At 57.2% G+C, this 26,138-nt stretch carries 24 protein-coding genes and 1 pseudogene; 9 read left to right on the top strand and 16 right to left on the bottom strand.

Annotated elements, in window-relative coordinates:
- Positions 1-1,213: 1,213 nt before the first annotated feature.
- From AWB68_RS31345 to AWB68_RS31310, 8 genes are all read right to left on the bottom strand, one after another.
- Complete coding sequence (locus AWB68_RS31345) at positions 1,214-2,122, bottom strand: LysR family transcriptional regulator (RefSeq protein ID WP_087648200.1); 909 nt, start codon at positions 2,120-2,122, stop codon at positions 1,214-1,216.
- Between the two features lie 100 nt (positions 2,123-2,222).
- A complete protein-coding gene (gene iolG, locus AWB68_RS31340) occupies positions 2,223-3,215 on the bottom strand; it encodes an inositol 2-dehydrogenase (protein WP_087648199.1) in 993 nt (330 codons plus the stop codon).
- A gap of 44 nt (positions 3,216-3,259) precedes the next feature.
- Positions 3,260-3,577, bottom strand: coding sequence for a hypothetical protein (locus tag AWB68_RS31335; protein ID WP_087648198.1), 318 nt, complete (start codon positions 3,575-3,577; stop codon positions 3,260-3,262).
- Positions 3,578-3,683: 106 nt separating this feature from the next.
- On the bottom strand, positions 3,684-4,460 hold the full coding sequence (locus AWB68_RS31330; protein WP_235028588.1) for an SDR family NAD(P)-dependent oxidoreductase: 777 nt from the start codon (positions 4,458-4,460) through the stop codon (positions 3,684-3,686).
- Positions 4,461-4,637: 177 nt separating this feature from the next.
- Entirely contained in the window at positions 4,638-4,922 is a 285-nt protein-coding gene (locus AWB68_RS31325) for a YciI family protein (RefSeq protein WP_087648196.1), read from the bottom strand.
- A gap of 57 nt (positions 4,923-4,979) precedes the next feature.
- Entirely contained in the window at positions 4,980-6,056 is a 1,077-nt protein-coding gene (locus AWB68_RS31320; protein WP_087648195.1) for a maleylacetate reductase, read from the bottom strand.
- Positions 6,043-6,393 carry a Dabb family protein gene (locus AWB68_RS31315; protein ID WP_087648194.1) on the bottom strand — a complete coding sequence of 117 codons (351 nt, stop codon included), beginning with the start codon at positions 6,391-6,393 and terminating at the stop codon, positions 6,043-6,045. Before AWB68_RS31315 ends, AWB68_RS31320 begins: the two co-directional genes overlap by 14 nt.
- Complete coding sequence (locus AWB68_RS31310; RefSeq protein WP_087648193.1) at positions 6,390-7,271, bottom strand: intradiol ring-cleavage dioxygenase; 882 nt, start codon at positions 7,269-7,271, stop codon at positions 6,390-6,392. Before AWB68_RS31310 ends, AWB68_RS31315 begins: the two co-directional genes overlap by 4 nt.
- A 303-nt stretch (positions 7,272-7,574) precedes the next feature.
- On the opposite strand from AWB68_RS31310, the gene AWB68_RS31305 reads away from it, so the two are divergent.
- The 6 genes from AWB68_RS31305 to AWB68_RS31280 all read left to right on the top strand — a co-directional run bounded on the left by AWB68_RS31305 (position 7,575) and on the right by AWB68_RS31280 (position 14,260).
- Positions 7,575-8,498, top strand: coding sequence for a LysR family transcriptional regulator (locus AWB68_RS31305; RefSeq protein ID WP_087648192.1), 924 nt, complete (start codon positions 7,575-7,577; stop codon positions 8,496-8,498).
- 342 nt (positions 8,499-8,840) lie between these two features.
- Complete coding sequence (locus AWB68_RS31300) at positions 8,841-9,911, top strand: zinc-binding dehydrogenase (RefSeq protein ID WP_087648191.1); 1,071 nt, start codon at positions 8,841-8,843, stop codon at positions 9,909-9,911.
- A gap of 54 nt (positions 9,912-9,965) precedes the next feature.
- Positions 9,966-10,934, top strand: a complete 969-nt coding sequence (locus tag AWB68_RS31295; protein WP_087648190.1) for an ABC transporter substrate-binding protein — start codon at positions 9,966-9,968, stop codon at positions 10,932-10,934.
- Between the two features lie 30 nt (positions 10,935-10,964).
- A complete protein-coding gene (locus AWB68_RS31290; protein WP_087648189.1) occupies positions 10,965-12,458 on the top strand; it encodes a sugar ABC transporter ATP-binding protein in 1,494 nt (497 codons plus the stop codon).
- A 41-nt stretch (positions 12,459-12,499) separates the two neighbouring features.
- The gene (locus AWB68_RS31285; protein ID WP_087648188.1) at positions 12,500-13,468 is read left to right on the top strand and encodes an ABC transporter permease; all 969 of its coding nucleotides are present in this window, start codon (positions 12,500-12,502) and stop codon (positions 13,466-13,468) included.
- Between the two features lie 72 nt (positions 13,469-13,540).
- Positions 13,541-14,260 (top strand): SDR family NAD(P)-dependent oxidoreductase, encoded by a 720-nt coding sequence (locus tag AWB68_RS31280; RefSeq protein ID WP_087648187.1) that lies wholly within the window; start codon positions 13,541-13,543, stop codon positions 14,258-14,260.
- Positions 14,261-14,380: 120 nt separating this feature from the next.
- On the opposite strand, the gene AWB68_RS50895 is transcribed toward AWB68_RS31280, so the two are convergent.
- Entirely contained in the window at positions 14,381-14,515 is a 135-nt protein-coding gene (locus tag AWB68_RS50895) for a hypothetical protein (RefSeq protein WP_268810953.1), read from the bottom strand.
- 311 nt (positions 14,516-14,826) lie between these two features.
- On the opposite strand from AWB68_RS50895, the gene AWB68_RS31270 reads away from it, so the two are divergent.
- The gene (locus AWB68_RS31270; protein WP_087648185.1) at positions 14,827-17,439 is read left to right on the top strand and encodes an AAA family ATPase; all 2,613 of its coding nucleotides are present in this window, start codon (positions 14,827-14,829) and stop codon (positions 17,437-17,439) included.
- A gap of 74 nt (positions 17,440-17,513) precedes the next feature.
- On the opposite strand, the gene AWB68_RS31265 is transcribed toward AWB68_RS31270, so the two are convergent.
- The 5 genes from AWB68_RS31265 to AWB68_RS31245 form a co-directional block, all read right to left on the bottom strand.
- On the bottom strand, positions 17,514-18,494 hold the full coding sequence (locus AWB68_RS31265) for an ABC transporter permease (protein ID WP_087648184.1): 981 nt from the start codon (positions 18,492-18,494) through the stop codon (positions 17,514-17,516).
- A gap of 14 nt (positions 18,495-18,508) precedes the next feature.
- Positions 18,509-19,519 (bottom strand): ABC transporter permease, encoded by a 1,011-nt coding sequence (locus AWB68_RS31260; RefSeq protein ID WP_087648183.1) that lies wholly within the window; start codon positions 19,517-19,519, stop codon positions 18,509-18,511.
- Complete coding sequence (locus AWB68_RS31255; protein WP_087648182.1) at positions 19,512-21,095, bottom strand: sugar ABC transporter ATP-binding protein; 1,584 nt, start codon at positions 21,093-21,095, stop codon at positions 19,512-19,514. The genes AWB68_RS31260 and AWB68_RS31255 overlap by 8 nt, the downstream gene beginning before the upstream one ends.
- A 467-nt stretch (positions 21,096-21,562) precedes the next feature.
- Complete coding sequence (locus AWB68_RS31250; protein WP_087648181.1) at positions 21,563-22,684, bottom strand: Gfo/Idh/MocA family protein; 1,122 nt, start codon at positions 22,682-22,684, stop codon at positions 21,563-21,565.
- Positions 22,685-22,773: 89 nt separating this feature from the next.
- Complete coding sequence (locus AWB68_RS31245) at positions 22,774-23,739, bottom strand: sugar ABC transporter substrate-binding protein (RefSeq protein WP_087648180.1); 966 nt, start codon at positions 23,737-23,739, stop codon at positions 22,774-22,776.
- 362 nt (positions 23,740-24,101) lie between these two features.
- On the opposite strand from AWB68_RS31245, the gene AWB68_RS31240 reads away from it, so the two are divergent.
- Together AWB68_RS31240 and AWB68_RS31235 are read left to right on the top strand one after the other, a co-directional pair.
- Positions 24,102-24,959 (top strand): sugar phosphate isomerase/epimerase family protein, encoded by an 858-nt coding sequence (locus AWB68_RS31240; RefSeq protein WP_087648179.1) that lies wholly within the window; start codon positions 24,102-24,104, stop codon positions 24,957-24,959.
- Between the two features lie 123 nt (positions 24,960-25,082).
- Complete coding sequence (locus AWB68_RS31235) at positions 25,083-25,382, top strand: antibiotic biosynthesis monooxygenase (protein WP_087648178.1); 300 nt, start codon at positions 25,083-25,085, stop codon at positions 25,380-25,382.
- 34 nt (positions 25,383-25,416) lie between these two features.
- On the opposite strand, the pseudogene AWB68_RS49770 reads toward AWB68_RS31235, so the two are convergent.
- Positions 25,417-25,763 (bottom strand): annotated as a pseudogene (locus AWB68_RS49770) (error-prone DNA polymerase); the annotation flags it as partial.
- Between the two features lie 107 nt (positions 25,764-25,870).
- Positions 25,871-26,138, bottom strand: a 268-nt coding sequence (locus AWB68_RS31225; protein WP_235028587.1) for an ATP-binding protein, incomplete at its 5' end; no start/stop codon positions are given.

Raw genomic sequence — 26,138 nt, 5'->3', positions numbered from 1 at the left:
AAAGGGCGGTCACGATGAACCGGAATGGCCGGTCACGTTCGTCCGGAATCGTCGGTCACGATGCCCCGGAATACCCACGTGTCCTCAATATGATGAGCTGCATCTCCGACACGCACCTTCGTTGACCTTCCCCTGCCTACCATCGCTCACGCCTACTTCTTCTTTTGGGTTGAGCATCCTCCCTTTCCTACATGCCTTGTTTTTTGAATGCCCCTTGGTGAAGTAGAGCCCAGCATTATCCTAAGCCAGGCCCTCAGACACGTTCCAAAGCATCGTGAGATGCCCCTCGGAGCCAGCGTCGCCCGTCAGCCGTTCGTCTCAGGGCGCTAACTTCGCCACCCTGTGCGGTATCTCAAGACTATCCCACAGTACCGGTTGTCCCATGACCGCTGCCGTTGATGTCCGACCAGTCATGCGGCAGCTCGCCAAAGCGGTGGGCTGCCAAAAGTATACGTTGCGGGAGGGGTCATCATTTGGCTACAAGCTGGGCGTTCAGGAAAACGGCCTGCCTGCTAGAGAGTTTCTTAAGAAAATATTCTTGTGAGAACAGAGTCGTCCGCGCGCGTGGATGCGGGCGAGCGCCTGCTTCGCCAATCAGCTACGCTCTCAAAGCAATGACCATGGTTTCTCCGGCGATAATGGTTGAGAGTCAGGGGGCGCTGTGCACCGAATGAAGATGCCGAACCTTATCGAACAGCCATTGGAACACCGAATGTCCTTTCTCTTTTTTTGTAAACCGGTAGACACCGCCACTTATATGGCCCGCGTCAGGTTTGGTTTTGGCTGAAAAAAAGAAGGCGCGGTTTCAGCCGGGAAGCACGGATATCTTCGTTGTTGGGACCCGGGCAGCTCATCGTATTGGAGAACGGGCATCCGCCAGAAGATTCACACGGCATCTGCAGTCTATGGAGTTCGCCAACATGGCCGCCCCTGACTCTTCCCGTGACCGGATTTCGACCACGACTGCCTCGCCTCGAGATATCGGTGTCGACTCCGACCCGACGCGGACCTACCCGATTGTGAGCGGGTTTTGAGCTGGTCGAGCACAGTGTCGCTGTTGATGCGTCCTGCTCCTGCTGCTGCCATGCTGCCCATTGCCCACGTCAGAACAAGAGCGGTAAGCTTTGCCTCTCACCATGCACCGTGTTGCAAGCCGTCCGAAGTGATTAGTCGGCCGCAGAACGACGCCCCTCTATGAATTCTTTACGGTCGTTCAGTCCAATTTTCCTTCTTTCCCAAGCTCGACGAGCGTATCAACGACGTGGCGAACCTTCGGGCGCAGATGAGCAACTTTCGGCCAGACAGCATGCACATCAATGAGGTCGCTCGAAATGTCGTCCAGGACCGAACATAGCGCCCCTGACTGGAGATGTGCTCGCAGAAGAGACATCGGCATTTGACAGAGTCCCATGCCTGCAACAGCGGCTTGGACGATAGAGTCACCGTCACTTATCTGATAGGTTGGCGGTGGCGATATGCGCCTTGACTCGCCACGCTCATGCACTCTCCATGAGAGCGGCTGGCCGCGACGATAGCCGACAACGCACGAGTGCTTTTCCAATTCTTCAAGCCGACGCGGAGCACCTCGCTGCGCGAGATACTCAGGCGATGCCGCGATTACCATCCGCTGGCTGGTCAATTTGCGCGCGACAAGACCACTTGAACTTTCGAGTTCGCCGAAGCGAACAACGAGGTCGACGCCTTCCTCTATCGGGTCAATGAGATAGTCGGAGAAAGTCATCGTGTACAGCAAGTCAGGATGCTTTCGGGCGATGTCCAGCAATATGGGGACAAGGATTTGCCGCCCAAAGGCTGCGGGCATGTCGATGCGCAACCGACCGACAGGACGATGTAGCTCGGGTCCAAGCGCGATTTCTGCAGTGGCAATCTCTTCAAGCGCAGAGGCACAGGCAGCGAAATATGCTTCGCCGTCGGCCGTTAGCGAGATGCTTCTGGTGGTGCGGTGGAACAACTGCGCGCCGAGACGCTCTTCCAGTTTTGCGATTGCCTTCCCAACTGCCGACTTGGTCAGCCCAAGCTGTTCGGCGGCATCGGTGAAACTGCGCGACTTCGCGGCGGTGACAAAAATCAGTATTCCGCTGAACGGCTCGACCTGCGCCACTTTCTGCCCCAATGAAGAATTCTACTCTCCATATAGGGCAGAAATTTCATCACTGTCAACTCGTAGTTGCACTAGGCGGTGGCCGGTTGAGGGCGCTTGATTAGATTTTGACGACGCAGCCTTGGTTGGCGGCTTCGATTGCGCAATTCGCAATTCGCAAGGCGCGAATTCCGTCCCGGGGCGTCGCGGGCATCGGCGCATCGGTTTCGAGTGCGGTCAGGAAGCGGTCCAGTTCGACTTTGTACGAGTCCGCATGTCGCTCAAGAAAGAAGTTGAGCAACGGTTCACGTGCCTCAGTGCTTTCGCTCGTCCAGCGACGCAAGCTGGAGGGGCGATGATTTTCATTCAGCACCATCCCCTTCGAGCCGAACACTTCGACACGCTGGTCGAATCCATACACCGCCTGTCGGGAGCCGTTTATATGACATTGTTTGCCGGACGCGGTGCGCAGCAATACCATCACGCTGTCAAAGTCCGGAAGCTCTTCCAGACCCGGGTCGACGAGCCGACTTCCCATGGCCATCACTTCTACGGGTTCCTCGCCGAGTAGCCATCGAGCAGTGTCGAAATCATGGATGGTCATGTCACGGAAGATTCCGCCCGAGTGCCGAAGGTACTCACGCGGCGCAAGGCCAGGGTCGCGACTCGTGATGACGACCTGGCGAACGTCGCCGACCTCACCCTCTTCGATGGCCTGCTTGAGCCTCATGGCGTCCGGGTCGAAGCGTCGATTGAAGGCAAGCATCACGCGCCCGTTGAGACGCTCGATTTCCTCGACCGCGGCGAGCGCACGGTCCATGTCCAGGTCGATGGGCTTCTCGCAGAGTACCGGCTTGCCCAGCCGGACCGCCTGCAGCGTCAGGTCGATATGTGTGTCTGTCGGCGTGCCGACGATGATGGCGTCAACATCTTCTCGGTCAACTACAGACTTGCAATCAAGAGATGAGTCGCAACCGAGCTCTGCTGCGAGCGCCTCGACCGCTTCCTTGTTCGGGTCTGCGACCGCGACGAGCTTCACTCTCCGGTCGGCGGCAACATTGGCCGCGTGAATTTTTCCGATGCGTCCAGCACCGAGAACAGCGATACGCAACATCTTAGTCTCCTATATCCCGTCGGCACATCAAGCACGCCAACGATTCACTCTTGATTCGGTAAGCGTCGATACGGCCTTCGCCCGTCGACACTCGTTATTTGCATCTCCGGTGGAGAAGCGGTCCATTTGCTCTTACCTGGTTCGGCAAAAGGAGCCTCGCAAATCAGTCGGCTGAGCCGCAAGATGTCGTCCAGACCAAACTCCTGGACTTCCGGCACACGGTCACCGCGCGCTTTCGCTACGGCCGTTGCGATGCGAAGCGCGTTTGAGCGCTCGCGCATCAACAGCTCGAGCGCTTCGACTAGAAAAGCGCGCTCTCTCTGCGATACCTTCGCTCCAATCACCTGGTCGTAAGCAGACATACGCTGGTCCCCAGAACAATGCGGCAATCAAAGACATCCCTACGCGGTCTGTCAGCCCGAGGTGTAGCCCTCGTGGAAACGAAGTGCCAACCAGAGCTGGTTGCCTTCAAATCAGGCTGCGGATACTCCCGCCATCGACACCCCACACCGCAGAGGTGACGAACGACGCGAGGTCGGAAGCCATGAAAACAATCACGTTGGCCACTTCGTCCGGCTGGCCTAGGCGCTTCAGCGGCAACTGGCGCAGAGACAGTTCGTGCTCGACCGCGTCTCTTGGAGCCATGCCGTGAAACTTGCCCATCGTGTCAGCAAATCCCCCCTCTTTCGTCCAGAACGGTGTCCAGACTGGCCCCGGCGCAACAGCATTCACACGAATCCTGGGAGCTTCGGCTCGGGCGAGACCCTTTGTCAGCGCGAGCACCGCCGCCTTGGATGCGGAGTAGTCAATCGGAACAGGCTCCGGCTGCCGGGCCAGGTCCGACGCGTTGTTGATAATCACCGACTTCTCACGGGCGCGCAGCACCGGCAAGAGGTATCGGCACGTCCGGACGTAGCTCATGAAATTGAGGTTCATCGTGAAGTCCCATTCCTCGTCCGACAGTTCCTCGAACGTGCGGACCTTCCCCGAGCCGACGTTGTTGATGAGAATGTCCACCTGACCGTTGTGTGACATCAGCGCCGAGCCAATGCCACCTTTGACTCCATCGGCCGTGGACAAATCTGCCTGAGCAATCGTGACGTTCGCGCCAAGCGAGCGCAATTCCGATTCGGTTTCTTTGAGCGCGTTTGCGTCGATGTCGATGAGACAAAGACGCGCGCCTTCACGTGCGAAACCCAATGCTGTCGCACGTCCGATGCCTTGCGCCCCGCCCGTGATGAGCACAATCTTTCCTTCGAGGCCTGTCTCCATGATGTCTCCGTTTGATGTTCTGTACTTTGCGAGCGTTCACGAAATCGACGACGGTTCGCTTCATTGATGTCGTCTGCTTTTCGAGAACGAGCGCGACCCGCGCCTCGCGGTTGCGAGGCAGCAATTAAGCGACGCCCTGATACGACTGATTTAGCGGTTGTCGACCCGTTTGATGAACGGCCTGATGTCGACCGTGTCCCAAATTCCTGCCTTGTTAAACGGGTCTGCTTCTACGAAATTCCTGATTTCTTCGATGCCGTCTGCTTCGTACAGAAAGAAGCTGCCAATCATCGTCTGGCCGTCGGCTTTCGTCAGCGGGCCAGAGATGAGAGTCTTTACAGGTGCTGTTTGCAGATAGGCCTTGTGTGCGTCATAGTTCTCAAGGCGGCGTTCGACCATATTCGGGTGGTCAAGACAGTAGACAGTGAAGTTCATTTTCGTCTCCTTGTTTCGATTCAGGCGTTCGAACCACTTCTCCCTTCTTTCGGGGCATCAGGTCGTCACCGCGCGCGGCGCGACGCCATCAAAGGCATCCTGCAGAAGCTCAAGTAAGGCTTTACGCTCAATTTGACGGGGATTCCAGTACGGATTCGAGCTGGCAATATCGGCAGCCTTCGAAACGTCTTCAGCGGACATGCCGATGTCTTTCAGCGCGAGGGGAGCCCCGCAGCGCTTAGCGAGCTCGTACACACCCAGTGCAGCATCTTCAGAACCAAGAGCGCGTGCAATCCGCTGCATCGCCTTCGGCGCGGCCTGCCGGTTGTATGCGAGCGCATGGGGCAGAACGATGGTGTGTGTCTGGGCATGGGGCAGGTTGAAACTTCCCCCGAGCGTATGACACAACTTATGGTGAAGCGCCATGCCCACGCTACCCAGCACCGTTCCGCAGAGCCAGGCACCGTACTGCGCTTCAGCGCGAGCTTCCACGTTTTGAGCGTCGGCGACGATGGCTGGTAAAGCACGCGCCAGAGCAGCGATACCTTCTTCCGCCATCAAGCTTGTTACGGGATTCTCGTCCCGCGAGTAGAGCGCCTCAGCGGCATGCGCAATTGCGTTGATGCCGCTCGTGACCGATAGCGCGACCGGAAGTGACATCGTCAGTTCCGCATCGTAAATCACTGTCTTTGGCAACACGCGCAGGTCCGTCCCTGTCTTCTTCAGGCCCGCATCAGTGATGCCATAGATAGGCGTCATTTCGCTGCCGGCATAAGTCGTCGGTACGGCGAGAATCGGCAGGTCTGATTCGAGCGCGATTGCCTTGCCCAAACCTATTGTCGAGCCGCCTCCAACAGCTATGGCGCAATCGGCCTTCAGTTCCCTCGCCAGTGCGCGAGCTTCTTTGGCCAATTCGAGAGGCACGTGCATGACCGCGCGGTCGAAAACAGCAGCGGCTCGCGACCCCAAGCGCGCAGCGACGGCTTCGCCCGTCTCTTTTTGCTCCGGGCTACACAGAATGAGTGCTCGTTCCGAATTCAGCTGAAGCACTTCGCGCTCAAGATGCTGCAGACTGCCCGGGCCAAAGACAACTCGACCAGCACGTGCCTGATAAACAAACTCACGCTTTTGCATTAAGTAACTCCACTGTACGCTCGAAACTCAGCCCGGATTCCAACCGGTAATCGACCTGGAACCGCGCGGTGCGAAGGTCACCGAGTTCGTTTCGCACGCGCAGATGTTCGGGATGAGATGCATATGCTTCCAACGCTTCCTGCGAGTCGAACTCCGTGATGAGAACGGCGTCGCATGCGTAATCGACCTGGCTGTAGTCAAGTCCGACTTCAAGGTGTCGCATGCCGGGGATACAGCCACGCAGGCCCTCGAAACTGGTCTTAACAAGGTTGGAAGCAGCCAGCCGCTCCGCAGGCGAGTCACCTCTGACTCGCCACATGACAATATGCCGAATCATGCGTGGACCTCCGACGGGTTAAGCACGAAGTCGTATTCAAGCGAGTACCAGGGGACCGTCATTTCCCGGCCGTCCGGCGCCACGCCCGGCTCGTGACGCTTCCACTCTGAAATCAGCGATGAGCGGACTCCGAACACGACATCCGAATCGAGATACTGGTCTCCATCACGAAACACATGCGTGATGAGCGTTTCGTAACCCGGCGCTTCAATCATGAAGTGCAGGTGGGCTGGTCGCCACGGATGACGACCGACAGCGGCCAGCATGCGACCAACGGGCCCGTCGTGTGGGATGGGATACGCCTCGGCAAGAATCGAGCGGAAGTTGAAAAACCCTTCCGCATCCGCCTTCAATCGGCCTCTACCGCGATGGATGACGTTGCCTGCCTCGTCGAGGTTCTGGACATCGTAGAAGCCATCTTCGTCCGATTGCCAAACGTCAATTTGTGCGTTCGCGATGCTCTCGCCGCCCGCGCCGCGAACCTGTCCGTTCACATAACAAGGCGAACCTTTTGCACCATTCGAAATGTCGTCGCCGTTGTTATAGAGGGGCGCTCCCTCGACATAGAACGGCCCGAACACAGTTGCTTCCGTGCAATTTGATGGCTTCCGATTGTTCTGCGACATGACCAACATCGAAAGGCCGAGTGTGTCCGACAGCAGAATGAACTCCTGCCGTTTGTCATCGGTGATATGTCCTACTTCCGTCAGAAACTTGATTGCTTTGAACCACTCGTCCTCAGTGAGATGAACGTCGCGGGCAAAAGCGTGGAGATGTTGAACCAGGCTCGTCATCACGGTCCTCAGTCTCGGGTTCTTGCAGTCCGCGAGCGAGGCGATAACGGCTTGAGTGATTGTGTCTTCGTTGATATTGCGCATCGTGCGTGTCTCCGTTGTGCGCTCAAGGCGTCTGAAACGAAAGGTAACGGGTCGCCCGGGTAAATAAAATGCTCCGAAGTGAAATGACATTTCCTCCCCCCGGAAGAATCGAGCTGTAAGCGCGCAATTCAGTCCTCCAAGGGACACAGAATCGCCCACTGACACCTTTTTATTGTAGAAATTTATTCTACAAATCGGCGATTTCGAGTCGGTTTATCAATCACCTCTTCTACGGCATATTGGGCTCCGAAGGGGTGGAAGAATCCCTTTCGATTTTTCCGACTGGATGCGAAGAGGTAGACGATGGACCGCTGGACTCAATTGCAGTTGTTTGTGCTCACTGCCGATTTGGGCAGCCTGTCGAAGGCGGCCGAGCAACTCGACATCTCGAACGCTGCGGCCAGTCGCACTCTGAGCTCATTGGAAGAGCGCCTCGGCGCACGGTTGATAGAGCGGACGACCCGGCGCATGTGGCTCACTGATGCCGGTCGTGAATATCATCGCCGCTGCACTGCAGTTATTTCTGAGCTGTCCGAGGCCGATTCGATTGCTTCCGAAGAGGCGGTCAGTCCGCGGGGTGTACTTCGCGTGACCAGTTCGGTGTCGTTCGCGATGATGCACATCGCCCCGGCGCTTCCCGAGTTCCTCAAACGCTATCCCAACCTCTCGGTTCAAATCGTTGCGACAAATCAGTACCAGAACTTCATCGAAGCCGGAATAGACATTGCCATCCGTACCAAGGAGCATGAGGGAGACTCAGGCATAACCATTCGACGTCTTGCTGAGACCCGGCGAATCCTGGCTGCATCGCCGGCCTACCTCGCGGCTCACGGTCGTCCTCAGAACCCGGAGGACCTGGAGCAGCACAAGATGCTTGTCTACAACCTCGCCGTTGACCCGTACTTGCTACATCTACGTCGAGGAAAGGAAGAACGCAATGTCGCCATCACGAGTGCCCTGGACTCAAATGAAGGCCAGGTCATCGTTGCTGCGGGACGCGCGGGACTCGGGATTGTTGTTCAGCCTCTTTACATCATCCACGAGGACATCGTGTCGGGGCGCCTTGTTCCGGTGCTTGAGGACTGGCAATTGCCGCGTCTGACCATCAACCTGGCTTATCAAAGCAGGCGTTACCAGCCAGCGAAAATTAGAGTTTTCACTGAGTTCCTCATTGAACGCGTGAAAGGTCTCAATCTTGAAGAACGCTGGATGACCTTCGCGACTTGAAGAAATCACACAACAGACGCCTCGCCGTCATAGACACCGTCGACGTTCACCGATATTTCCGCCTAGCGGAAATATGATTTCGGCTCAGAGCATGTTTTTCTGTAGAGGACGGCCATACCCTATAAAAACAAAATCCCCGCTGAGGGGAACCGGAGCCCATGATGCCCAGGAGACACCTATGAACTATCCATCTTTACCGCCTCGCCACCGAGCGCTTCCTCTTCGACCCTTCCGCCAGTAATCGGTCGGGTAACACATCAACAACCGAATGCTGTGCGTTTGCGGAAGACCACTTTGGTCTTGTCCGCATGGTGATTTGTTGTCTTCATTTTAAGGATAGAGATGAAAGCCGTCCGATTCCATGGCAAGCACGACCTTCGCATTGACGACGTCGAAGAGCCAGGCGAACTCAGTCCCGACCAAGTCCTCGTGCGTCCAACGTTCTGCGGAATCTGCGGCACGGACCTCCACGAGTATGACCACGGTCCTACCTGGACTTCCGCGGAATCGAATCCCTACAGCGGCGCTGCGCTTCCGCAAATCCTTGGCCACGAGTTCTCTGGCGAGGTCCTCGCGGTAGGCAACGCCGTGACAAGCGTCTCGCCGGGTGACCGAGTTTCCATACAACCGCAGATGGGGCCCCGCGAAGACTATTTTGGACGCCGCAATTTGCCGTTCCTTGGCCCAAATGCCTCCGTCGTCGGTCTGAGTTGGCCATGGGGCGGTATGGCAGAAAAAGCAATCATCCAAGAGTCGAATGCAGTTGTGCTGCCATCGGACATCACGGACCAGCAAGGGGCACTTGTCGAACCCGCTGCCGTGGGTGTGCATGCCGTCGACCGTTCGGGTGTTAAACCTGGCGACTCCATTCTCATCACTGGCGCGGGAACCATCGGTGCGATGGCAGCTCTCGCTGCACGTGCGTCCGGTGTCACGAATATCTTTGTGAGCGAGCCGAACGCAAATCGGCGTGAGCGATTGCACCGCATGGACATCGGCGTAACTGTTCTTGACCCTTTATCAACTGACGTCGCTGCGCATATTCGAAGTATGACCCTCGAAGGCATTGGGGCGGATGCGGCTATCGAGTGCTCCGGCAACGGTCGAGCCTTCAGCACGTGCGTTGATGCCGTCCGCGCGCAAGGCGTGGTCGTTCAGGTCGGCTTGATGCCCGGAAAGATTGAAGCCGACCCGTTCCGCTGGACAGTCAAGGACCTCACCATCAGGGGTTCGCTGAACTACCCCCTCACCATCTGGCCACGCATCTTCTCAATGATGCGTAGCGGACTTTTTCCGGTCGAGAAAGTGGTCGACGCAGAAGTCGATATGAACGACGTCAAGGAGCAAGGGTTTGACGCATTGCTCGCGCCAGGAAGCGCAAAGCTGAAGATTCTCGTCAGCATAAACAGCTGAGAAAAGCGTTGCTCAAAGCAGTCACAAAAGACTTATCACTGAAGGAGACAAAACATGAAAGCATTCATCGCAGGCGTTGCAGTTATGGCCACGGTGTTGGCGTCACCGAAACTGCTAGCCGCGCCGACCATGACAATCCCCGTCATCGTGAAGAACACCAGCGTCCCGTTTTGGCAGGCCGTCTTCGCTGGAGCATGTACCGCCGGAAAGAAATATGGCGTCACGGTGCCCAGACTCGGTGCCAGCAGCGAGGCTGATATGTCCGGCCAAATCGGCATTTTCGAGAATGCCGTTTCGGGGAAGCCCGCAGCAATCGTAATCACGCCGGTCTCAGCCGAAGCACTCGGACCTGCTATCGACGAAGCGGCCACCAAGATTCCGGTGGTTGTCGCGGACACTCCGTCCAACTCGAAGCAGGTCGCCGCAACGGTGATGACGGACAACGTCGCTGCAGGCCGACTCGGGGCCGATACCCTCGCCCAAGAGATTCAAAAGAAATACGGCAAGGCTGAGGGCCAAGTTGCGATTCTGCAGTTTCTCCCAGGCGTGAAGTCGGTTCAGGACCGCGTCGACGGATTCAAAGACCAAGTCGCCAAAAAGTATCCTGGTCTGAAGGTGGTCACAACCCGCATCGGTGACGGCTCAGTAACCGGCTCCCTCAATACGACCCTTGACGTACTGTCGACCTTTCCCCAACTTCGCGGAATCTTCGGGGACACCTTCTACAGCGGCCTAGGCGTCGGCCAAGGCATTGCAGAAACGAAAGCAAAGGACCGCGTGATGGGGGTCACCGTCGACTCGACCGATGAACTCGTCAAGCTCATTCGAAGCGGTGACATGAAGGCACTGATTGTTCAAGACCCGTTTCAAATGGGCTATTTATCCATCGAAACGGCGGTCAAGAAGGTCAAGGGCGAGAAGGTCAACACCTTCGTCGACACGGGAGTACACGTCATCCGTAGTCCGGACCTCGACACGCCCGAAGGCAAGCGCCTGCTCAATCCAGACCTCAGCTGCCGTTGATGCGTGCCAGCGAACACAAGGAGAGGCGACATGAACGAACCTTTGTTCACGCTACGCGGATTGAGTAAGGTCTATCCAGGCACTACCGCGTTGAAATCAATAGACCTGGAGCTCCGCAAGGGCGAAGTCCATGCAATCGTAGGTGAGAACGGGGCTGGGAAATCAACACTCATCAAGATACTTACTGGCGCCGTGCAGAAGACGACCGGTTCGCTCGTCTGGGACGGCACGCCGGTCGAGTTCGCAGGCCCCCCAGACGCGCTGAAGCTTGGCATCGCGGCAATCCATCAAGAAGTCGTTCTTTGCCCGCATCTCAGCGTGGCTGCGAATCTCTACCTTGGCCATGAGGAAACAAACTTCGGCATGATGCGCCGCCGAAAGATGCTCTCAGATGGCCGTGCTTTGCTAGAGCGCGTCGGCTTCGACATCGACGCTTCGAGGCGCCTCGGAGATTTGACAATCGGCCAGCAGCAACTTGTGGCTACTGCACGAGCCGCTGCCGGTGACACACGACTCATCATCTTCGATGAACCGACGGCCTACCTGACACGAAGCGAGACTGACCAACTTTTCAAGCTCATCCGAGAACTCAATACGCGCGGCGTGACCATCGTGTATATCAGCCACCGGATGGAAGAGATTCTCGAACTCGCTGACCGAGCCAGCGTCATGCGTGACGGAAGCCTCATTTCGACGCACCAAGTTAAAGGCGTTGATGCCGAGCCACTTACGGCACGGCTTGTAAAGGACATGGTCGCCCGCGAGGTTGCGGATGTTCATTTCAAGGCCGAAGTGCCCATTGGCGAAGAACTCATTCGAGTTGAAGGATTGTCTGGCGAGGACTTCGAAGACATATCGCTGACGGTTCGACGCGGAGAAATCGTCGGCCTCTACGGACTGATTGGCTCCGGGCGCAGCGAGTTCGTCGAAACGCTCTTCGGTCGCCGGAAGCAATCCGCAGGCTCGGTCACATGGTGTGGAAAGCCTCTTCGCATCCGGTCGGAGCGAGATGCAGTCAAGGCGGGTATCGCCCTCCTGCCCGAAAGCCGCCGCGACCAGGGGCTATGTCTCAATCTGCCAGTTCGATTGAATCTCAACCTAGCCAGCTATCCGTCGATTTCATTTGGCGGTCTGATTCGTCGAAGTGATGAACGCAGGAACGCCAGCAGCCAGGTGAAGGCGCTGTCCATTCGCACGTCTGGCGTCGAAGTCAACGCATCATCACTTTCCGGAGGAAACCAGCAGAAAGTCGTTCTCGGCAAGTGGCTGATTCCCGGCGCAGACCTCTTCATCGTGGACGAGCCGACCGTTGGCGTCGACATCGGAGCGAAGAGCGAAATCTACAAACTCTTCGCCAAGCTGCTGGAAGAAGGTGCCGGAATCATCCTGATTTCTTCGTATCTGCCTGAGGTCTACGACCTTGCCGACATGTTGCACGTCTTCCGCAAGGGAAAGGTGGCGGCCAGTGCGGCTCCAAACTCAACTTCCCACGAGGCGATTCTCGCGGCTGCAATCGGCGCGTAACGGCTTCACAGCCGCTTTTCTGGATTCAATCGAGGATGAAAATGTCGACCCTTCAATCTCCCTCAACAGTGTCAAAGCTCGGTCGGATGACCTGGCTGCTGGACCTCACGCTATTTCTTGTCCTCGTTCTCCTGTGGGTAGCGTTGTCCTTAGCGACACCGAACTTCCTGACGGAAGAGAACATCACGAACCTCATGCGGCAAGTGTCGTTCTGGGCCATCATCGCGATTGGCCAGACATTCGTCATGATTACCGCTGGCATCGACCTCTCGGTGGGTGCCGTCGTGGGGCTTTCGTCAGTCGTGGTGGCGATGCTAATTAAGAGTGGGCTGCCAATCAGCGCTGCGATTTTTCTGACCCTCCTGATTGGAGTCGTGATTGGTGCGTTTCACGGATTCTGCACCACCAGACTCGGGCTCCCGCCTTTCATCACGACGCTCGCAACTCTCACTTCGCTGCGCGGTTTCACCCTCCTGATTACGCGTGGAGAACCGGTGGCAGGTCTTCCGATGGCGTTCACATCATTTGCACGTGGCTCGTTCCTAGGCGTGCCGACGCTTTTCTGGACGGTCTTGGTCGTAGCAGTCCCAGGGTACTTCCTGCTGCATCGGTCCAAGTGGGGCCGCTACCTTTTTGCAGTCGGCTCGAATAAAGAGGCGGTCCGACTGTCTGGTGTGAACGTCTCCCTCGTTATCTATGTCGCCTACATCGTATCCGCCGTATGCGCTGCGCTCGTGGGCATCCTCGTGGCGAGCCGACTCAGTATCGGCATGGCGACCACCGGCGAGGGCTGGGAACTACAGTCGATTGCTTCGGCCGTCATCGGGGGAGCAAGTCTCTTTGGAGCGGTCGGAAACATTCAGGGGCCGATTATCGGAGCGGCCCTCCTCACCACCCTGGCGCAGGGCGCGAACCTCCTGAACATCGACCCGTTCTGGCAACGAATCGTGACTGGCATTCTCATTATTGTCATCGTGTTCCTGGACCAGATGCGTCGCAAGGGTCGCTAGGACCGCAACCGGAGGCGCATGACGCCTCCATCATCAACACAAGAAACCGTAGACGCTTAATCGGAGACGAAGATGGACAGACTTAAAGGTAAAGTGGCTCTCGTCACGGGTGCAGCACAAGGTATTGGCCTGGCAGTAGCACAGGCATTTGCGCGTGAGGGAGCAACGGTAATCGCAGGAGACGTCAAACCCGGCGCAGAAACGGAGGGCGTTGAGCACGTGAAGCTCGATGTTTCGTTGAACGATGACTGGATTCGCGTCGTTGATGGAATTCTTGCGAAACACGGACGCATTGATGTCCTCGTCAACAACGCTGGCATCGTGGCGTGCTATGAGCCCGTTCACGGTACTGACAGAGAAAGCTGGGACCGCGTCCTCGCGGTGAATCTCACTGGAAGCTTTCTGGGCATGCAAGCTGTCCTGCCGTCGATGCGAGCCGCAAAGCGTGGCTCAATTCTCAACTTCTCTTCTATCTGGGGAAATGTAGGTGTGCCCGGCGCGGCAGCGTACAACGCGGCGAAGGGCGGGGTGCGGAATATGACGAAAAACGCCGCGGTGACATATGCGCCCGAGAATATCCGTGTGAACTCAGTCCATCCTGGCCTCATTCGGACACCGCTCGTTGAGGCTCAGTCAGACGACATGAATGCCGGAATCATCAAGAGCACGCCAATGGGCCGGATGGGCACGCCCGAGGAAGTTGCTGCCGGATGCGTGTTCCTCGCCAGCGACGAGTCTTCGTTCGTGACGGGCAGCGAACTCGTCATCGATGGCGGGTATCTGGCTCAGTAACGGTCTGAGGTCGCGAAGAGTTTTCCTTGATGTGCGGCCAGAAAACAATGGGCCACCCAAAGGTGGCCCGAAAACGTAGGCTATTAACTACCCTTTTCCTACAGCCGACTGCTGCTTCGTCTAATTTTGCGTCGCAGTTGCTTGCCCGCCGGCGACACCTTCCCCGAGCGTGTGATTTTTAGCGTTCTCCTTCTCAGGCGCGGCGCCGCTTGCCGCGGTCTGGACGCCGGTCACGAAGCCGCGACCAAGCGTCATGCCACTTCCTGTTATGAGCTTTTCGCGGCCGGGCAAGCGGCTCGCCGTGTGCGTCATTTGAACCAGTTATCGGCAAACGCCGACGCGCCTTTAGCTGTTAGAGCCTCTACTCGGGTCGTGAGCTCCCCCCCGGAGGACGTTTCGGTGTCGGTTAAATGATTCGCGGGCATAGTCATCTCCGATGCCTCCATCGCTTTCGTCATGCTGCCGCCACTGAAGAGTGCGCGTGCACTAAAATTTCGCGTTCGTTCATAAAAGTGAACGCCGTCCACACGGATAGCGTTCGGAAAATTCTAAAGAGGACGTGGCCGATGACAATCATTCAGGAAATTCACGCGTGGTCGAAGGACCATCCCGCGTGGCAACAAGACGCGATAGCTCGTCTCTATGCCAATCGCGAACTTAGTCCGGAAGACCTTGAGGACCTGTTCGCATTGGCGAAGGCCGAGGTTGGCATCCCAGATGCCGGCGGTCGGAAGCCGAAAAAACTGCAGGACGCAGAAGTTGCACCGCCCGCAAATCCCACAAGACTTGTTCAGATTGCGGCAATCTCAAACATTAAGAATGTCAATGCGCTAGTTCAAGGCGGCCGGCTGCCAATCTCGCCCACGGGCATCACAGCCATTTTCGGAGAGAACGGCGCAGGCAAATCTGGCTACTCTCGAGTGTTCAAGCACGCGTGCCGCGCACGAGACCGCCGCGAACCGATTCTGCCCAACGCGAAGCTCGACCCCAACACCGTGGGCCCTGCGCAGGCCATTTTTGAAACCCTGGTTGACGGCAACGCTACTTTTTTTGCTTGGGAACATTCGGTTGAACCACCGGAGCCGTTATCTGACATCTCCATCTTTGATACTCATTGCGCCAGGGCATATATCGACAACCACGGGGATTTCGCCTATGTCCCTTATGGTCTCGACATCCTGGAAGGATTGGTTGGCGTCTGCAGCAAACTGAGGACACGAGCGACACAAGAGAAAGCCGACAATGCACCGAGCGACGCAGCTTATGCAACGCTCGCGAAGGAGCGTACAACCGTCGCGAAGGTCCTCGGCGAAATTCCCAGCAAAACCTGCCGCGAAGACATCGAGAAGCTTGCGGCACTATCCCCGGAAGACGAAAGCCGGTTGACCTTGCTCACGAAGACGCTTTCCGAAACCGAGCCAAAGCAGAAAGCGAGGACGCTGCGCCAGAAGGCATCCCGTCTCAAATCGTTGAAAGAGCGAATCGAAACCGGGATTGCTGTGGTCTCCAACAACAAGCTCGATGCGCTGCGCGCGTTGATTGAAAAGTCCGCCTCGGCGAAGAAGGCTGCCGATTTAGCGGCCGAAAAGTTCAAGCAGGTGCCCGGACAGCTAACAGGTACAGGCGGAGACGAATGGAAGGCGCTGTTCGAAGCGGCCCGTCAGTTTGCGGCCGTTTCGCATGAGGGGCATAACTTTCCTGGTTTACCGGAGGACGCCCTCTGTCCGTTATGCCAGAACCCGCTCGGCGTCGACGGCGCTCAGAGGCTTGTTCGCTTCGATGCGTTCATCAAGGAAAAGGTCGAGCAAGCTGCTATCGACGCTCGCAGAGTGGCGGTCATGGCGTTCGATGCGGTGAAGAACGCAAAGCTTGAACTTCTACTCGACGATGCTCTGACGCAGGAGCTTGCTGAGCTCGATGCTGCGTTGCCGGCGACTTGCGAAGCGATGCAAGCAGGTCTCAACGCCCGGCAGACTGAAATACAGCAAGCCGCCGGCGGGAAACTTCCGTGGGATGCCGTGTCGGCGTTACCGGCCGACCCACAGCCTAAGCTGACCGAGACGATGGATGCTCTGGAGGCGCAGGCGAAGGCGCTCGAAGCGTCAGCGGATGACAAAGCTAAGGCAGCGATGGTTGCTGAGCGTCTTGAACTCGACGCACGGCGCAAACTGAGCGAAGTGAAGCTGGCCGTCCTTGAAGCAATTTCAAAGCACGAATACTGCGCGAAGCTGAAAAAATGTATCGATGGGATGGATGCGCGCGGAATATCGCGAAAATCCACGGACCTCTCCCGAACTTTGGCAAGCAAGGAGTTGGCCGACGCCCTGAACGATGAGCTCAAGCGACTGAAATGCCATGAGCTACAGGTGGCCATGAAGCCTGAGTCGCCGGGCGGCCGGACCCAGTTCAAGCTCACGCTTCAGCTGCCGGGCGGAGGTGCGCCGGCTGCGATTCTCAGCGAAGGTGAACAAAGAGCAATCGCTATTGCGTCTTTCCTCGCTGAAATTAAGCTTGGCAAGGGAAGTGGCGGAGTTGTGTTTGATGACCCGGTTTCATCCCTGGACCATCGTCGTCGATGGGAAGTAGCGGAGCGGCTCGTGGCCGAATCGAAGGTTCGCCAGGTTATCGTTTTCACGCATGACATTTACTTCCTTTGCATTCTTGAGCAGAAAGCTGAGGAGCTCGGTGCAGCGTTGACCACGAATTACATTCGGCGCACTGTTGACGGATTTGGAGCGCATTCTGACGACCTGCCGTTCGACGTTCTCGGTACCAAAGGGCGGATTGGTCGTCTACGGCAGATGCTTGTGGCTGTGAGGAAGGCGCACAAAGATGGCGACGAAGATTCTCATCGGGCTCTGACCGCTCAAGCCTATGGGGACTTGCGCCTTACCTGGGAGCGAAGCATCGAGGAGGTCTTGTTCAATGGCGCGATACAGCGTTTCGGAGAAGGCGTTTCGACTCAGCGCCTGAAGGACGTCGCCGTATCTGACGACGACTATCGCGCGATTGACGCCGGCATGTCGAAGAGCTCGAAGTTCGAACATGATGCAGCGATGCGTGTCGGAAGATTGCCGGTTCCCCACCCGGACGAACTCAGCGAAGACATTGAAAAGCTGGATACATGGCGAAATTCAATCCTGGAAAGGGGCAAACAGCTACGCGCCGCTAGGTCCTGACGCGCCAATCGAGCTGAAAACGATAGCGGCCGACGCGTCGGAAATGCGTCGGCCGTATCAGTACACTTGGTCGCTCAAGCTGTGGCGGTCGCCTTTCTCCGGGCAAATCGCTCAAGCGGCGACGCCAAGACTGCCCCCAGGCGCCCATCGAGTAGAACCACAATCAGAAGCAACAGGCCGTTGACGAGAAGAATCTGGGTAGACGTAGCACTCAACAGGCCGAGCCCATTGTTCAGCACCGTAAGAATCAGGACGCCCATTGCTACACCGAGCGGCGAACCGATGCCTCCACCCAACGCAACACCCCCGACAATCGCGGCCGAAGCCGCCTGAAGCAAGATACTACTTCCCATCGTTGCGGACGCAGTCGCCAGGCTCAGCGAGAGCAGGCCTCCGCCAAGTGCAGACAGTCCGCCGGAGATGACGAAACCGACTGTCAGCGCCTTACCCACGCGCGCGCCACTCTGAATCGCTGCCTTTCGATGACCACCCGATGCATAGATGTCACGTCCGAGGGTGGTGTAGCGCAGGAAAAGCGATACGACGACGAAGCAGACGATTGTGATGAGGCTACGGGGGGAAAAGATTGCCGCAACGTTCTGGTCAAGGAAGTCGCTGACATCAAGGTTTGCGTAACTCAACACGCGACCACCTGCAATCCAGTAGCCGACGCCGGTAAGGAACATCATGGAGCCGACTGTCGTCACCAGCGAGGAGACACCGAGCCACGGCAGCAGCGCCGCGTTAGCGATGCCGACCACCACGCCAAAGATGATTGCGTACAGCATGCCGAGCATCGCACTATCGCCACCGAACTTCACAGTGATGAGGCCGGCAACTGTCGAGATTGCAGCGACGCTCAGGTCAAACTCACCCGCAATCATCGTGACAGAGAGACCGAGTGCGATGATGCCGAGAAACGCAAACGCCTGGAAGATTGCGTAGAGGTTCGCCTGCGAGAAATAGTGGTCGACGCTGAGGCCGAAGATAATAGGCATTCCCACGAGCAGTACGAGGCGAATGACCAGTTTGAGAAGTCGTTGAGACTGTTCCATTTTCAAATCTCCAGTTATTTCCGCCCCGGGCCGAGTCGGGCGAGCAACGCTCCGAACACGACTGCCGCGAGAACCACGATGCCCTTCGCTACCAACTGGTACTCGTAACTCACGCCGCTGACCAGGAGGATGTTGCTGATAACGGCGAGGAAAATTGCGCCCGTCACCGCGTCCGAGATTTGCCCGCGTCCGCCACGAATCGAGATTCCACCGACGAGCACGGCAGCGATTGCGTTAAAGTCCAGGTCAATGCCGTAGGTCAGGTTGCCTTGGGCCGACGACGAAGCAATCAACGAACCGGCCAGCGCAGCTGCGGCGCCCGCGAATCCGTAGCAAACGAGCGTTGCTGCCATCAACCGGAGTCCTGCGATGCGTGCCACTTCAGCTCGCATACCAATCAGTCGGATTTCCCGCCCGATACGGGATTTCTGCAGGATGAAGCTTGCAATGGCCGCAAAGATTGCCAGCACCAGGATTTGATTCGGCAGCCAGTCAAACAACCGTCCCTGACCGAGCCACGTCGCGTCCCCCTTTCCGATGACTGTCAGCCCTCCGGTGTAGATGACGCCAGCACCAATGATGATTGACGAGGTAGCAATCGTTGTGATGATGGGATTCGCTTTACCCAATGCGATGATTCCACCCTGGACAGCCCCCATCAGAAGGCCGCTCAACACGACCAGCAGCAGCGTTGCGCCGAGACCCAGATGAATGAGCGCAGCGAACATCACCGTGGAGACTGCCGCTGTCGCGCCCATCGACAGCATGAACAGATTTCCACTGAGGGTCACTAGCGCCATCCCGATAGCGCCAATGCCGACCGCGGCCACCGAGTACATCAGGGACTGCAAGTTTCCGAACTCGGTGAAGTGGGGAACAATAGCCGCAGCGACTACGATAAGAGCAAGGGTTGCGATGCGAATCGACGCAGCGTGAATACTCGTCGTGCCAAACAATGCTGCGGCCCAACGTCGTAGCGCAGTCGTTGATACCTGCGCGGTCGGCTCGAGAGCTGTCTTATGCATTACCCACCTCCACAGTCTGGTTTCGGAAAGAGACATGGCCATGAGATGCATCGCCGTCGCCTGCCACGATGTCGTGCAAGAGCGTGTCGCCGTTTATCTCGAACCGCGGCTTATGACGGACCATCCGGCCTCTGAAGACCGTCAGAACCGTATCCGCGAGCTCCAGGATTTCTTCGAGGTCCGTCGAGTAGAAGACAATCGCTAGCCCTTCATCCGCCATCTTGCGCAGCGTCGCGTAGATTTCGCTGCGGGCGCCAATATCAACGCCCCGGGTGGGTTCGTTCAGCAGCAACAGACGAGGAGCCAGTGCCACTGCTTTCGCGAGAGAGACCTTCTGCTGATTGCCGCCGCTAAGCGTGGAAACTTCGTGCGGAAGACGCTCCGGGTCGATAGTGAACATCGAGGCCAGGCGTCGCGCCTCTTCCTGTTCACCGGCGCGTCGCATGATTCCCGCTCGGGTGAACTTCGCCATGACAGACGCGGTGATATTGATGGCAATCGGCGCATCCAGGAAAACTCCTTTGTCAGCGCGGTCTTCCGCCACGTACGCGATTCCCGCTCGCAGCGAGTTCCGAATGCTGTCGAGCTTGATGGTTTGACCGTCCACTTTCACAGCACTGGAAATATCACCGCGAAGGCCAGCAAGGGCCTCGACAACGACTTCCGCTCCAGAACCCAACTGGCCGACCACGGCGAGGATTTCGCCCGGCGCGACGTCGACTGAGAGTTCCTTGACCTTGTCCGCGACCGTCAGGTTGGAAATCGAAAGACGCGGCGCCACGTTGGCGCGGTTCTCCGGCGGCATGACCTTGTTATGCACCAGGTCGCGACCAATCATTGCCTTAACCACCTCCGCGGTAGTCATATCCGCAGTGCGCTGCGTGAGCACATGCTGTCCATTGCGGAAGACCGTTACCCGGTCAGTGAGCGCAAACACTTCGTCGAGTCGATGGCTGACGAAAATCATCGCGGTTCCTTGGTCACGCAGTTTGCGCGCAACTTCAAAGACTCGGACAATCTCCGCATCCGACAAGGTCGCGGTAGGTTCGTCCAGGAGCAGGACCTTCGCTTGACGCGACATGCCCCGAGCGATTTCGACGAGCTGGCATTCAGCGAGGCTGAGCCGCGAGGCGGGTGCATCGAGCTTGACATGCGACAGTCCGACCGAATCCAGATGCTCACGGACAGAGTCCCGGTATCGGCTGCGACGGTAGATTTCGCTCTGGTCCGCGCCACCGAGAAGGATGTTGTCGAGCACCGACAGCGTCGGGACGATAGCAAGCTCCTGGTGAACGATGGAGATAAGTCTCGGGTCGGTACGATGCCCGAGTTTCAGTTGATGTCCGTCGACGGTAATTTCACCGTCGTCCGGCTGCACCAGACCACCGAGAATTTTGATAAACGTGCTTTTGCCTGCACCGTTCTCGCCACACAGCGCGTGAATCTCACCAGGTGCCAACTCGAGGCTGACACCGGTGAGCGCCTTCACGCCACCATAGTGTTTGGTTAGATTGCGAGCGCAGAGCAGACTCTGAGTGGCGAGCGTCTCGCCGCCTGTTTTAGCGTCTTGCAGCATTGTCTTCCTCCATACGCGGACACTCTTCGGTCGTCCGCTGCCACGGGTCGATGCCCGTCACCGTCACCTAACTCATCCGCGTGATTGCTCACACAGGGTGACGCATACATTTCGAATAACGAAGCCTTGCATCGAAGCTGAAGCGGATGCTTGCTGTGGTTCGCGACGAACCGTGGGGCGTTGCCGCATCAGTGATGCCGCTGCTGTTGGTCTACCAGGAGAGGAATTCGAAAAGAATCGCTGCGTGTGCAGGAATGCATGTCGTCTCCAGCAGAAACTCGCTTTAGCGGCTTCGTTATCGTTGAGACACAGGTTATTCGTTCGCCTGGAAAAGAAAAATGCGTGGCCGCGAAATGATATTTCCAGTCACCGGAAATATCGGCGTCCGGCTGGAGTCTAAAAAAACGCGCGGAGTCAGGACGTGATGCCTGCCAAACCGCGCGTTAACCTTGGAGCCTGCTGGTCTGTTACAGAGAGACTCTCTGTGCCTCGGCCGAAGACCGGATGGCGGCGTCGACAACCCGTTGAATTTCCCACGCTTCCCGGAAGTCCGGGAAATTAGACGTCCCATGTTCGATTGCCGCGATGAATTCCGCCATCTCAATGGTTTTCAAATCGTTGAAACCCAGTTGGTGACCGCCAGCTACCGTGAAGTTTTCGTAGGGAGGATGAGCCGGTCCGGCTTCAATTCGAGCGAATCCAGATGTCCGAGGGTCGCCGCCGGCGTTGAAATATCGGAGCTCATTGAAGCGCTCCTGGGAAAAGCACAGCGCACCCTTTGTTCCGTAAATCTCGAACTCAAGCTGCATCTTGCGGCCAGTTGCGGTCCAGTTTGCTTCGATTGAGCCTGAACACCCGCGGTCGAAGGTCACCATCAATCTAGCAATGTCATCGACCTTGACCTCCCGGCGCTCGGGCGAACCAGGCGACACCGGGCGCGACTTATTGACGGTCTCGAGTTGCGCGTTCACATGGGTAACCGGACCAAGAAGGAATCGCGACATTCCAACGATGTGGTTGCCGATTTCAGCCAGCGCGCCTGCCCCGTTTTGAGGGTCGACTCGCCAGCTGTACGGAATCTCAGGGTCGGCCATGTAGTCTTCCGCATGGATGCCGCGAAAGCTTGTGATTTCGCCCAGTTCGCCAGACGCAATCATCTCTCGCGCCAGTTTGAGAATGGGATTCTTGATGTAGTTGTAGCCGACTTGCGTGACGACGTTCGCGGACTCGGCCGCCTTCATCATTTCGTGAGCGTCAGATGCGGATGGCGCAATGGGCTTCTCGCAATGCACATGCTTCCCGGCGGCGATTGCCGCCAATGCCATCTCTCGATGCAAACTGCATGGCGTAGTGATTGAGACGACCTGAACATCGCGGTCGTCAAGGAGCGACCGCCAATCGCTTGTCGCACGGTCGAAGCCAAATTGCTCTGCCGCTTGCCTCGCGCCCGTCTCGCTGACATCGGCAACGGCCACCAGTCGTGGCGTCAACGAGTTAGGGAAAGCATTCGGCACCGCACGATACGCGAGGGCATGCGCTTTTCCCATAAAACCAGTTCCAATCACGGCAACGCCAATCTCTCGTCTCATTCTTGTCTCCGTTTCAAAGCGAAAGCGACCCCGCAGGGTCGCCGTTGCGTCCTGCCGGCTACGCAGTAGCTGGGTAGCCGACGCGCGACCTACTTCTTCTGGGAATAGCAGACGTTGATAGTGGCTTTGGTAGCCGCCGGATTCGGCAGGTACTGCACAGCTTTCGGAGCCTTGCCGGAAGCGAGTTCCTTGGCGGCCTTCGCGGCATAAGCACCATCGTCAAAGGGAGATTGCTCGACTGTTGCGTAGGCTTTACCTGCCGAGATAGCCTCGACGCCTCCGGAGTCGCATCCGTGTCCGACAATCACCAGCTTCGAAGGGTCGAGTCCAAGTCTTTGAGCGGCAGTCACCGTGCCACGAAGTTGAGAATCATTCTCTGTATAGACGCCTTTCACATCCTTGAACTGAGTGAAAAGCGCAGACGCCGCTGCTTCCGCCTTCACCGCGTCCCAGTCCGCAGGTTGGGAGCCAACTACCTCGATACCAGGTGCATCCTTTTTCAGCTCATCAACGAAGCCTTGGTAGCGTTGTATCTGAGGGGGCGTACCCATCTGTCCGTTGATGACGATTACCTTCCCTTTGTCTCCGTAGCCCTTGTCCTTGAATCCCTGAATCATCGCTTTCGCGGCAACCTGACCGTTACTGATGTCGTTCGGCCCAGTGAAGACTTTCCAGTACCGGGAGTATTTCTGGTCGGGCATCGAGTTAGAAATGACGAGCGGGATTTTCGCCTGGTCAATCTTGCGAATCGAGGGGACCATCGCGCTTGAGTCCACAGGCACGAGGACGATGACATCCGGCTTCTGCGCGAGCGTCTGGTCGACCTGGGTTGCCTGCTCGTTCGGGTCGTAGTTGGTGACCTTCACATCAAGCTTGATGCCTTGTGCCGCAGCTTCTTTTTCGAAGCCTTTGACGTAGAGCGCCCAATATTCAACGCTCTGCGTCGGCATAAGCAACGCGACGCGCGGCTGGTCTGCGGCTTGGGCACCACTGCAGAAAGCGCTGGCGATAGCGCTGAGAGCAAGGCAAGAAATGACGGATTTGCGAATGTTCATGCTGTGTCTCCTGAAGGCCCCTGAGATGGGTGAGCCGGGTTTTAGTGTTCTCGAAGAGGCACAGTAAGGCTTGGTATAGGAAAGAAAAATGCGACGGAACGAAAAGTTATTTCCGCTCACCGGAAAAATTGCGGCTTTCGGACTGCGATAGACCTCCGGTCTTCGAACAATCAAGCGGCGCGCCGCTTTTGCGAACTTCGACACGTTCGTCAAGCCGTGTTCGCTGAATTGTAGATTTTAACTCTACGGTAAGGCGATTTCAGGGCTGTTTATCAGAAGTGACTTCTACGCGATAGTTCGGGACATGGTGTCCTTGCGACGGCGCCTCCTGGCACGTAGCCATTACTTTCACGAGGTTTCACATGTCCCAATCCAAAGTCGAACTTGTTGCTGCTTACTTCACGCTGTCTGGCGACGTCTATCCGTTCGGTCCGACCGAAATCAGTCCTTTCAGCTTCAAGGACCGCGTTGAAGCCGCAGCAATAGCAGGCTGGGATGGTATCGGTCTGATTCACTCGGATATTTACGCAACAGCCGACAAGATTGGCTTCCCCGAAATGCGGCGAATCCTCGAAGCGAACGGCATGAAGCACGTTGAATTCGAGTTCTTGGTCGACTGGTATCAAACCGGCGAGCGCCGCCGCACGTCCGATAGCATGCGGTACTACTACCTCAAGGCTGCAGAAGAGCTTCGTGCTCGCATCGTGAAGGTCGGCCCGGGCATCGGCGAAGACACCGCAAACGTCGAGCTCATGGTCGAGGAGTTTGGCAAATTAGCTGATGACGCGGAGAAGCGCGGCACGCAGGTCATGCTGGAAATTATGCCGTTCAGCAATGTCCGGACGATTGAAACCGGCAAGGCCATCGTCGAAGGCGCAAATAAAGCGAACGCTGGCCTGCTCCTCGACATCTGGCACCTGAGCCGTGGCAATGTCGACTTCAAGGAAATTGCCACGATTAAGCCGGAATTCATCAAGGGCATCGAGCTCGACGACGCGGACCGGTACGCAATCGAGCCGCTGTGGATGGACACTTGCCACAAACGCCGCCTGCCAGGTGAAGGCGTACTCGACGTGCAAGGCTTCATCAAGGCGGTCCAGGCGACGGGCTTCAATGGTCCGTGGGGCGTGGAAATTCTGTCTGAAGTTGAGCGCAAGCTGCCGCTGGAAGAGATGGCCACACGTGCGTACAACGCAACGATTCGTCAGTTCGAGGATTAAGCGGGGGCACTGGGAATCAGTAACCGAACGGCCGCGACCGTGCGCTTGTGGCCGTTTTTCTGTTGACACTTCGACGCGCACTCGCGTGAGTCGCTTTCGAACCGACAGTACCAGGACAGGCCGATGCTATCTCTCTACGTACGTTTCAAGCTCTTTCCTTCGACCAAGGCGCTATTCGTACCGCACCTCGCCGAGCTCATGAAGACGATGGCGGAGGAGCCAACTTTCGTGAGCGCTGTCCTCAGCGAAGACTTTGAGGCCGAAGACGAACTGGTTTTGTTTGAAGTATGGAACGGGTCGCAAGAAGAATGGCTAAGCGAGCAGCCGCAGAGGCCATACCGAGCCGTCTATTACGATGCCACGAAGGACTTCATTGCCGACAAGGAAGTTCGATTTCTATCGCCCACCGTGCTTCAAAATTAGCCTCATCGCCGTGTGGGGCTAAGCGGCGCCGACGTTAGCAAAATTTGCGGCTGACCCTAATGAGGCCACCGAGCAGATGCGACATGTCGACGAGTCGCTAGGCGACGACGTGGCGGACACCGCCTTCGGACTTCCAGGTCCCGTGTACTGCGTGCAGCGCCGCTCCCGAGTGCCTCGCGCCGCTGATTCTCACCAGAGACGACCAATTGATTACGTTCAATTTCCGGTTTCGTCTTCGATGGTTGCGAACATCACGCCTTTCGCAGTTCCCGGTCGCTGGCGCACGGTGACGGGACCGCACGCGCGAGCGAGCCATCCGTTCCGGTAGGTCATCGACGTCGAAGTAGGCATGAGCCACTGCTCGAGCAGTATCGGTCGCAGCCGCGGTCCGGCACTGCAGCAACTGTCACCTTTCGGCGTAATGGCGCCGGGCATTTTCGCCGTAATGACGCCACCGGAAACGAGCAATTGGAGGGTTCGAACGGGGATCAAGGTTGCTTGATTTTGCCTCCTTTTGCAAGCTCGGTTCTAGGTGACTCGACGCCCGGTTTTAGTCCGCGATAGCTCTCGCCGTCGAGGACGATTTTGTGGGCGCCATGACGCAAGCGGTCAAGGGTTGCCGCGCCGATCATCTTGTTACCGGGGAATGCTTCGCCCCATTCCGGGAAGTCCAGATTTGTATAAGTTATTTGGAATTGGATTTGTGCTACGGTAAGCCAACGTTTTTGTTGGCGTAACACGCTGGGCGTCCCGAAA

The sequence above is a fragment of the Caballeronia choica genome (assembly GCF_001544535.1).
Lineage (GTDB): Bacteria > Pseudomonadota > Gammaproteobacteria > Burkholderiales > Burkholderiaceae > Caballeronia > Caballeronia choica.
The sequence above is the reverse complement of the archived record's forward strand: the minus strand, read 5'-3'. Positions and strand labels throughout refer to the sequence as shown.

Coding starts and splice junctions, on each gene's coding strand:
- iolG (WP_087648199.1), bottom strand. CDS start 3,215: ATGTTGCGTATCGCTGTTCTCGGTGCTGGACGCATCGGAAAAATTCAC.
- AWB68_RS31335 (WP_087648198.1), bottom strand. CDS start 3,577: ATGTCTGCTTACGACCAGGTGATTGGAGCGAAGGTATCGCAGAGAGAG.
- AWB68_RS31325 (WP_087648196.1), bottom strand. CDS start 4,922: ATGAACTTCACTGTCTACTGTCTTGACCACCCGAATATGGTCGAACGC.
- AWB68_RS31320 (WP_087648195.1), bottom strand. CDS start 6,056: ATGCAAAAGCGTGAGTTTGTTTATCAGGCACGTGCTGGTCGAGTTGTC.
- AWB68_RS31315 (WP_087648194.1), bottom strand. CDS start 6,393: ATGATTCGGCATATTGTCATGTGGCGAGTCAGAGGTGACTCGCCTGCG.
- AWB68_RS31310 (WP_087648193.1), bottom strand. CDS start 7,271: ATGCGCAATATCAACGAAGACACAATCACTCAAGCCGTTATCGCCTCG.
- AWB68_RS31305 (WP_087648192.1), top strand. CDS start 7,575: ATGGACCGCTGGACTCAATTGCAGTTGTTTGTGCTCACTGCCGATTTG.
- AWB68_RS31300 (WP_087648191.1), top strand. CDS start 8,841: ATGAAAGCCGTCCGATTCCATGGCAAGCACGACCTTCGCATTGACGAC.
- AWB68_RS31295 (WP_087648190.1), top strand. CDS start 9,966: ATGAAAGCATTCATCGCAGGCGTTGCAGTTATGGCCACGGTGTTGGCG.
- AWB68_RS31290 (WP_087648189.1), top strand. CDS start 10,965: ATGAACGAACCTTTGTTCACGCTACGCGGATTGAGTAAGGTCTATCCA.
- AWB68_RS31285 (WP_087648188.1), top strand. CDS start 12,500: ATGTCGACCCTTCAATCTCCCTCAACAGTGTCAAAGCTCGGTCGGATG.
- AWB68_RS31280 (WP_087648187.1), top strand. CDS start 13,541: ATGGACAGACTTAAAGGTAAAGTGGCTCTCGTCACGGGTGCAGCACAA.
- AWB68_RS50895 (WP_268810953.1), bottom strand. CDS start 14,515: ATGACGCTTGGTCGCGGCTTCGTGACCGGCGTCCAGACCGCGGCAAGC.
- AWB68_RS31270 (WP_087648185.1), top strand. CDS start 14,827: ATGACAATCATTCAGGAAATTCACGCGTGGTCGAAGGACCATCCCGCG.
- AWB68_RS31265 (WP_087648184.1), bottom strand. CDS start 18,494: ATGGAACAGTCTCAACGACTTCTCAAACTGGTCATTCGCCTCGTACTG.
- AWB68_RS31260 (WP_087648183.1), bottom strand. CDS start 19,519: ATGCATAAGACAGCTCTCGAGCCGACCGCGCAGGTATCAACGACTGCG.
- AWB68_RS31255 (WP_087648182.1), bottom strand. CDS start 21,095: ATGCTGCAAGACGCTAAAACAGGCGGCGAGACGCTCGCCACTCAGAGT.
- AWB68_RS31250 (WP_087648181.1), bottom strand. CDS start 22,684: ATGAGACGAGAGATTGGCGTTGCCGTGATTGGAACTGGTTTTATGGGA.
- AWB68_RS31245 (WP_087648180.1), bottom strand. CDS start 23,739: ATGAACATTCGCAAATCCGTCATTTCTTGCCTTGCTCTCAGCGCTATC.
- AWB68_RS31240 (WP_087648179.1), top strand. CDS start 24,102: ATGTCCCAATCCAAAGTCGAACTTGTTGCTGCTTACTTCACGCTGTCT.
- AWB68_RS31235 (WP_087648178.1), top strand. CDS start 25,083: ATGCTATCTCTCTACGTACGTTTCAAGCTCTTTCCTTCGACCAAGGCG.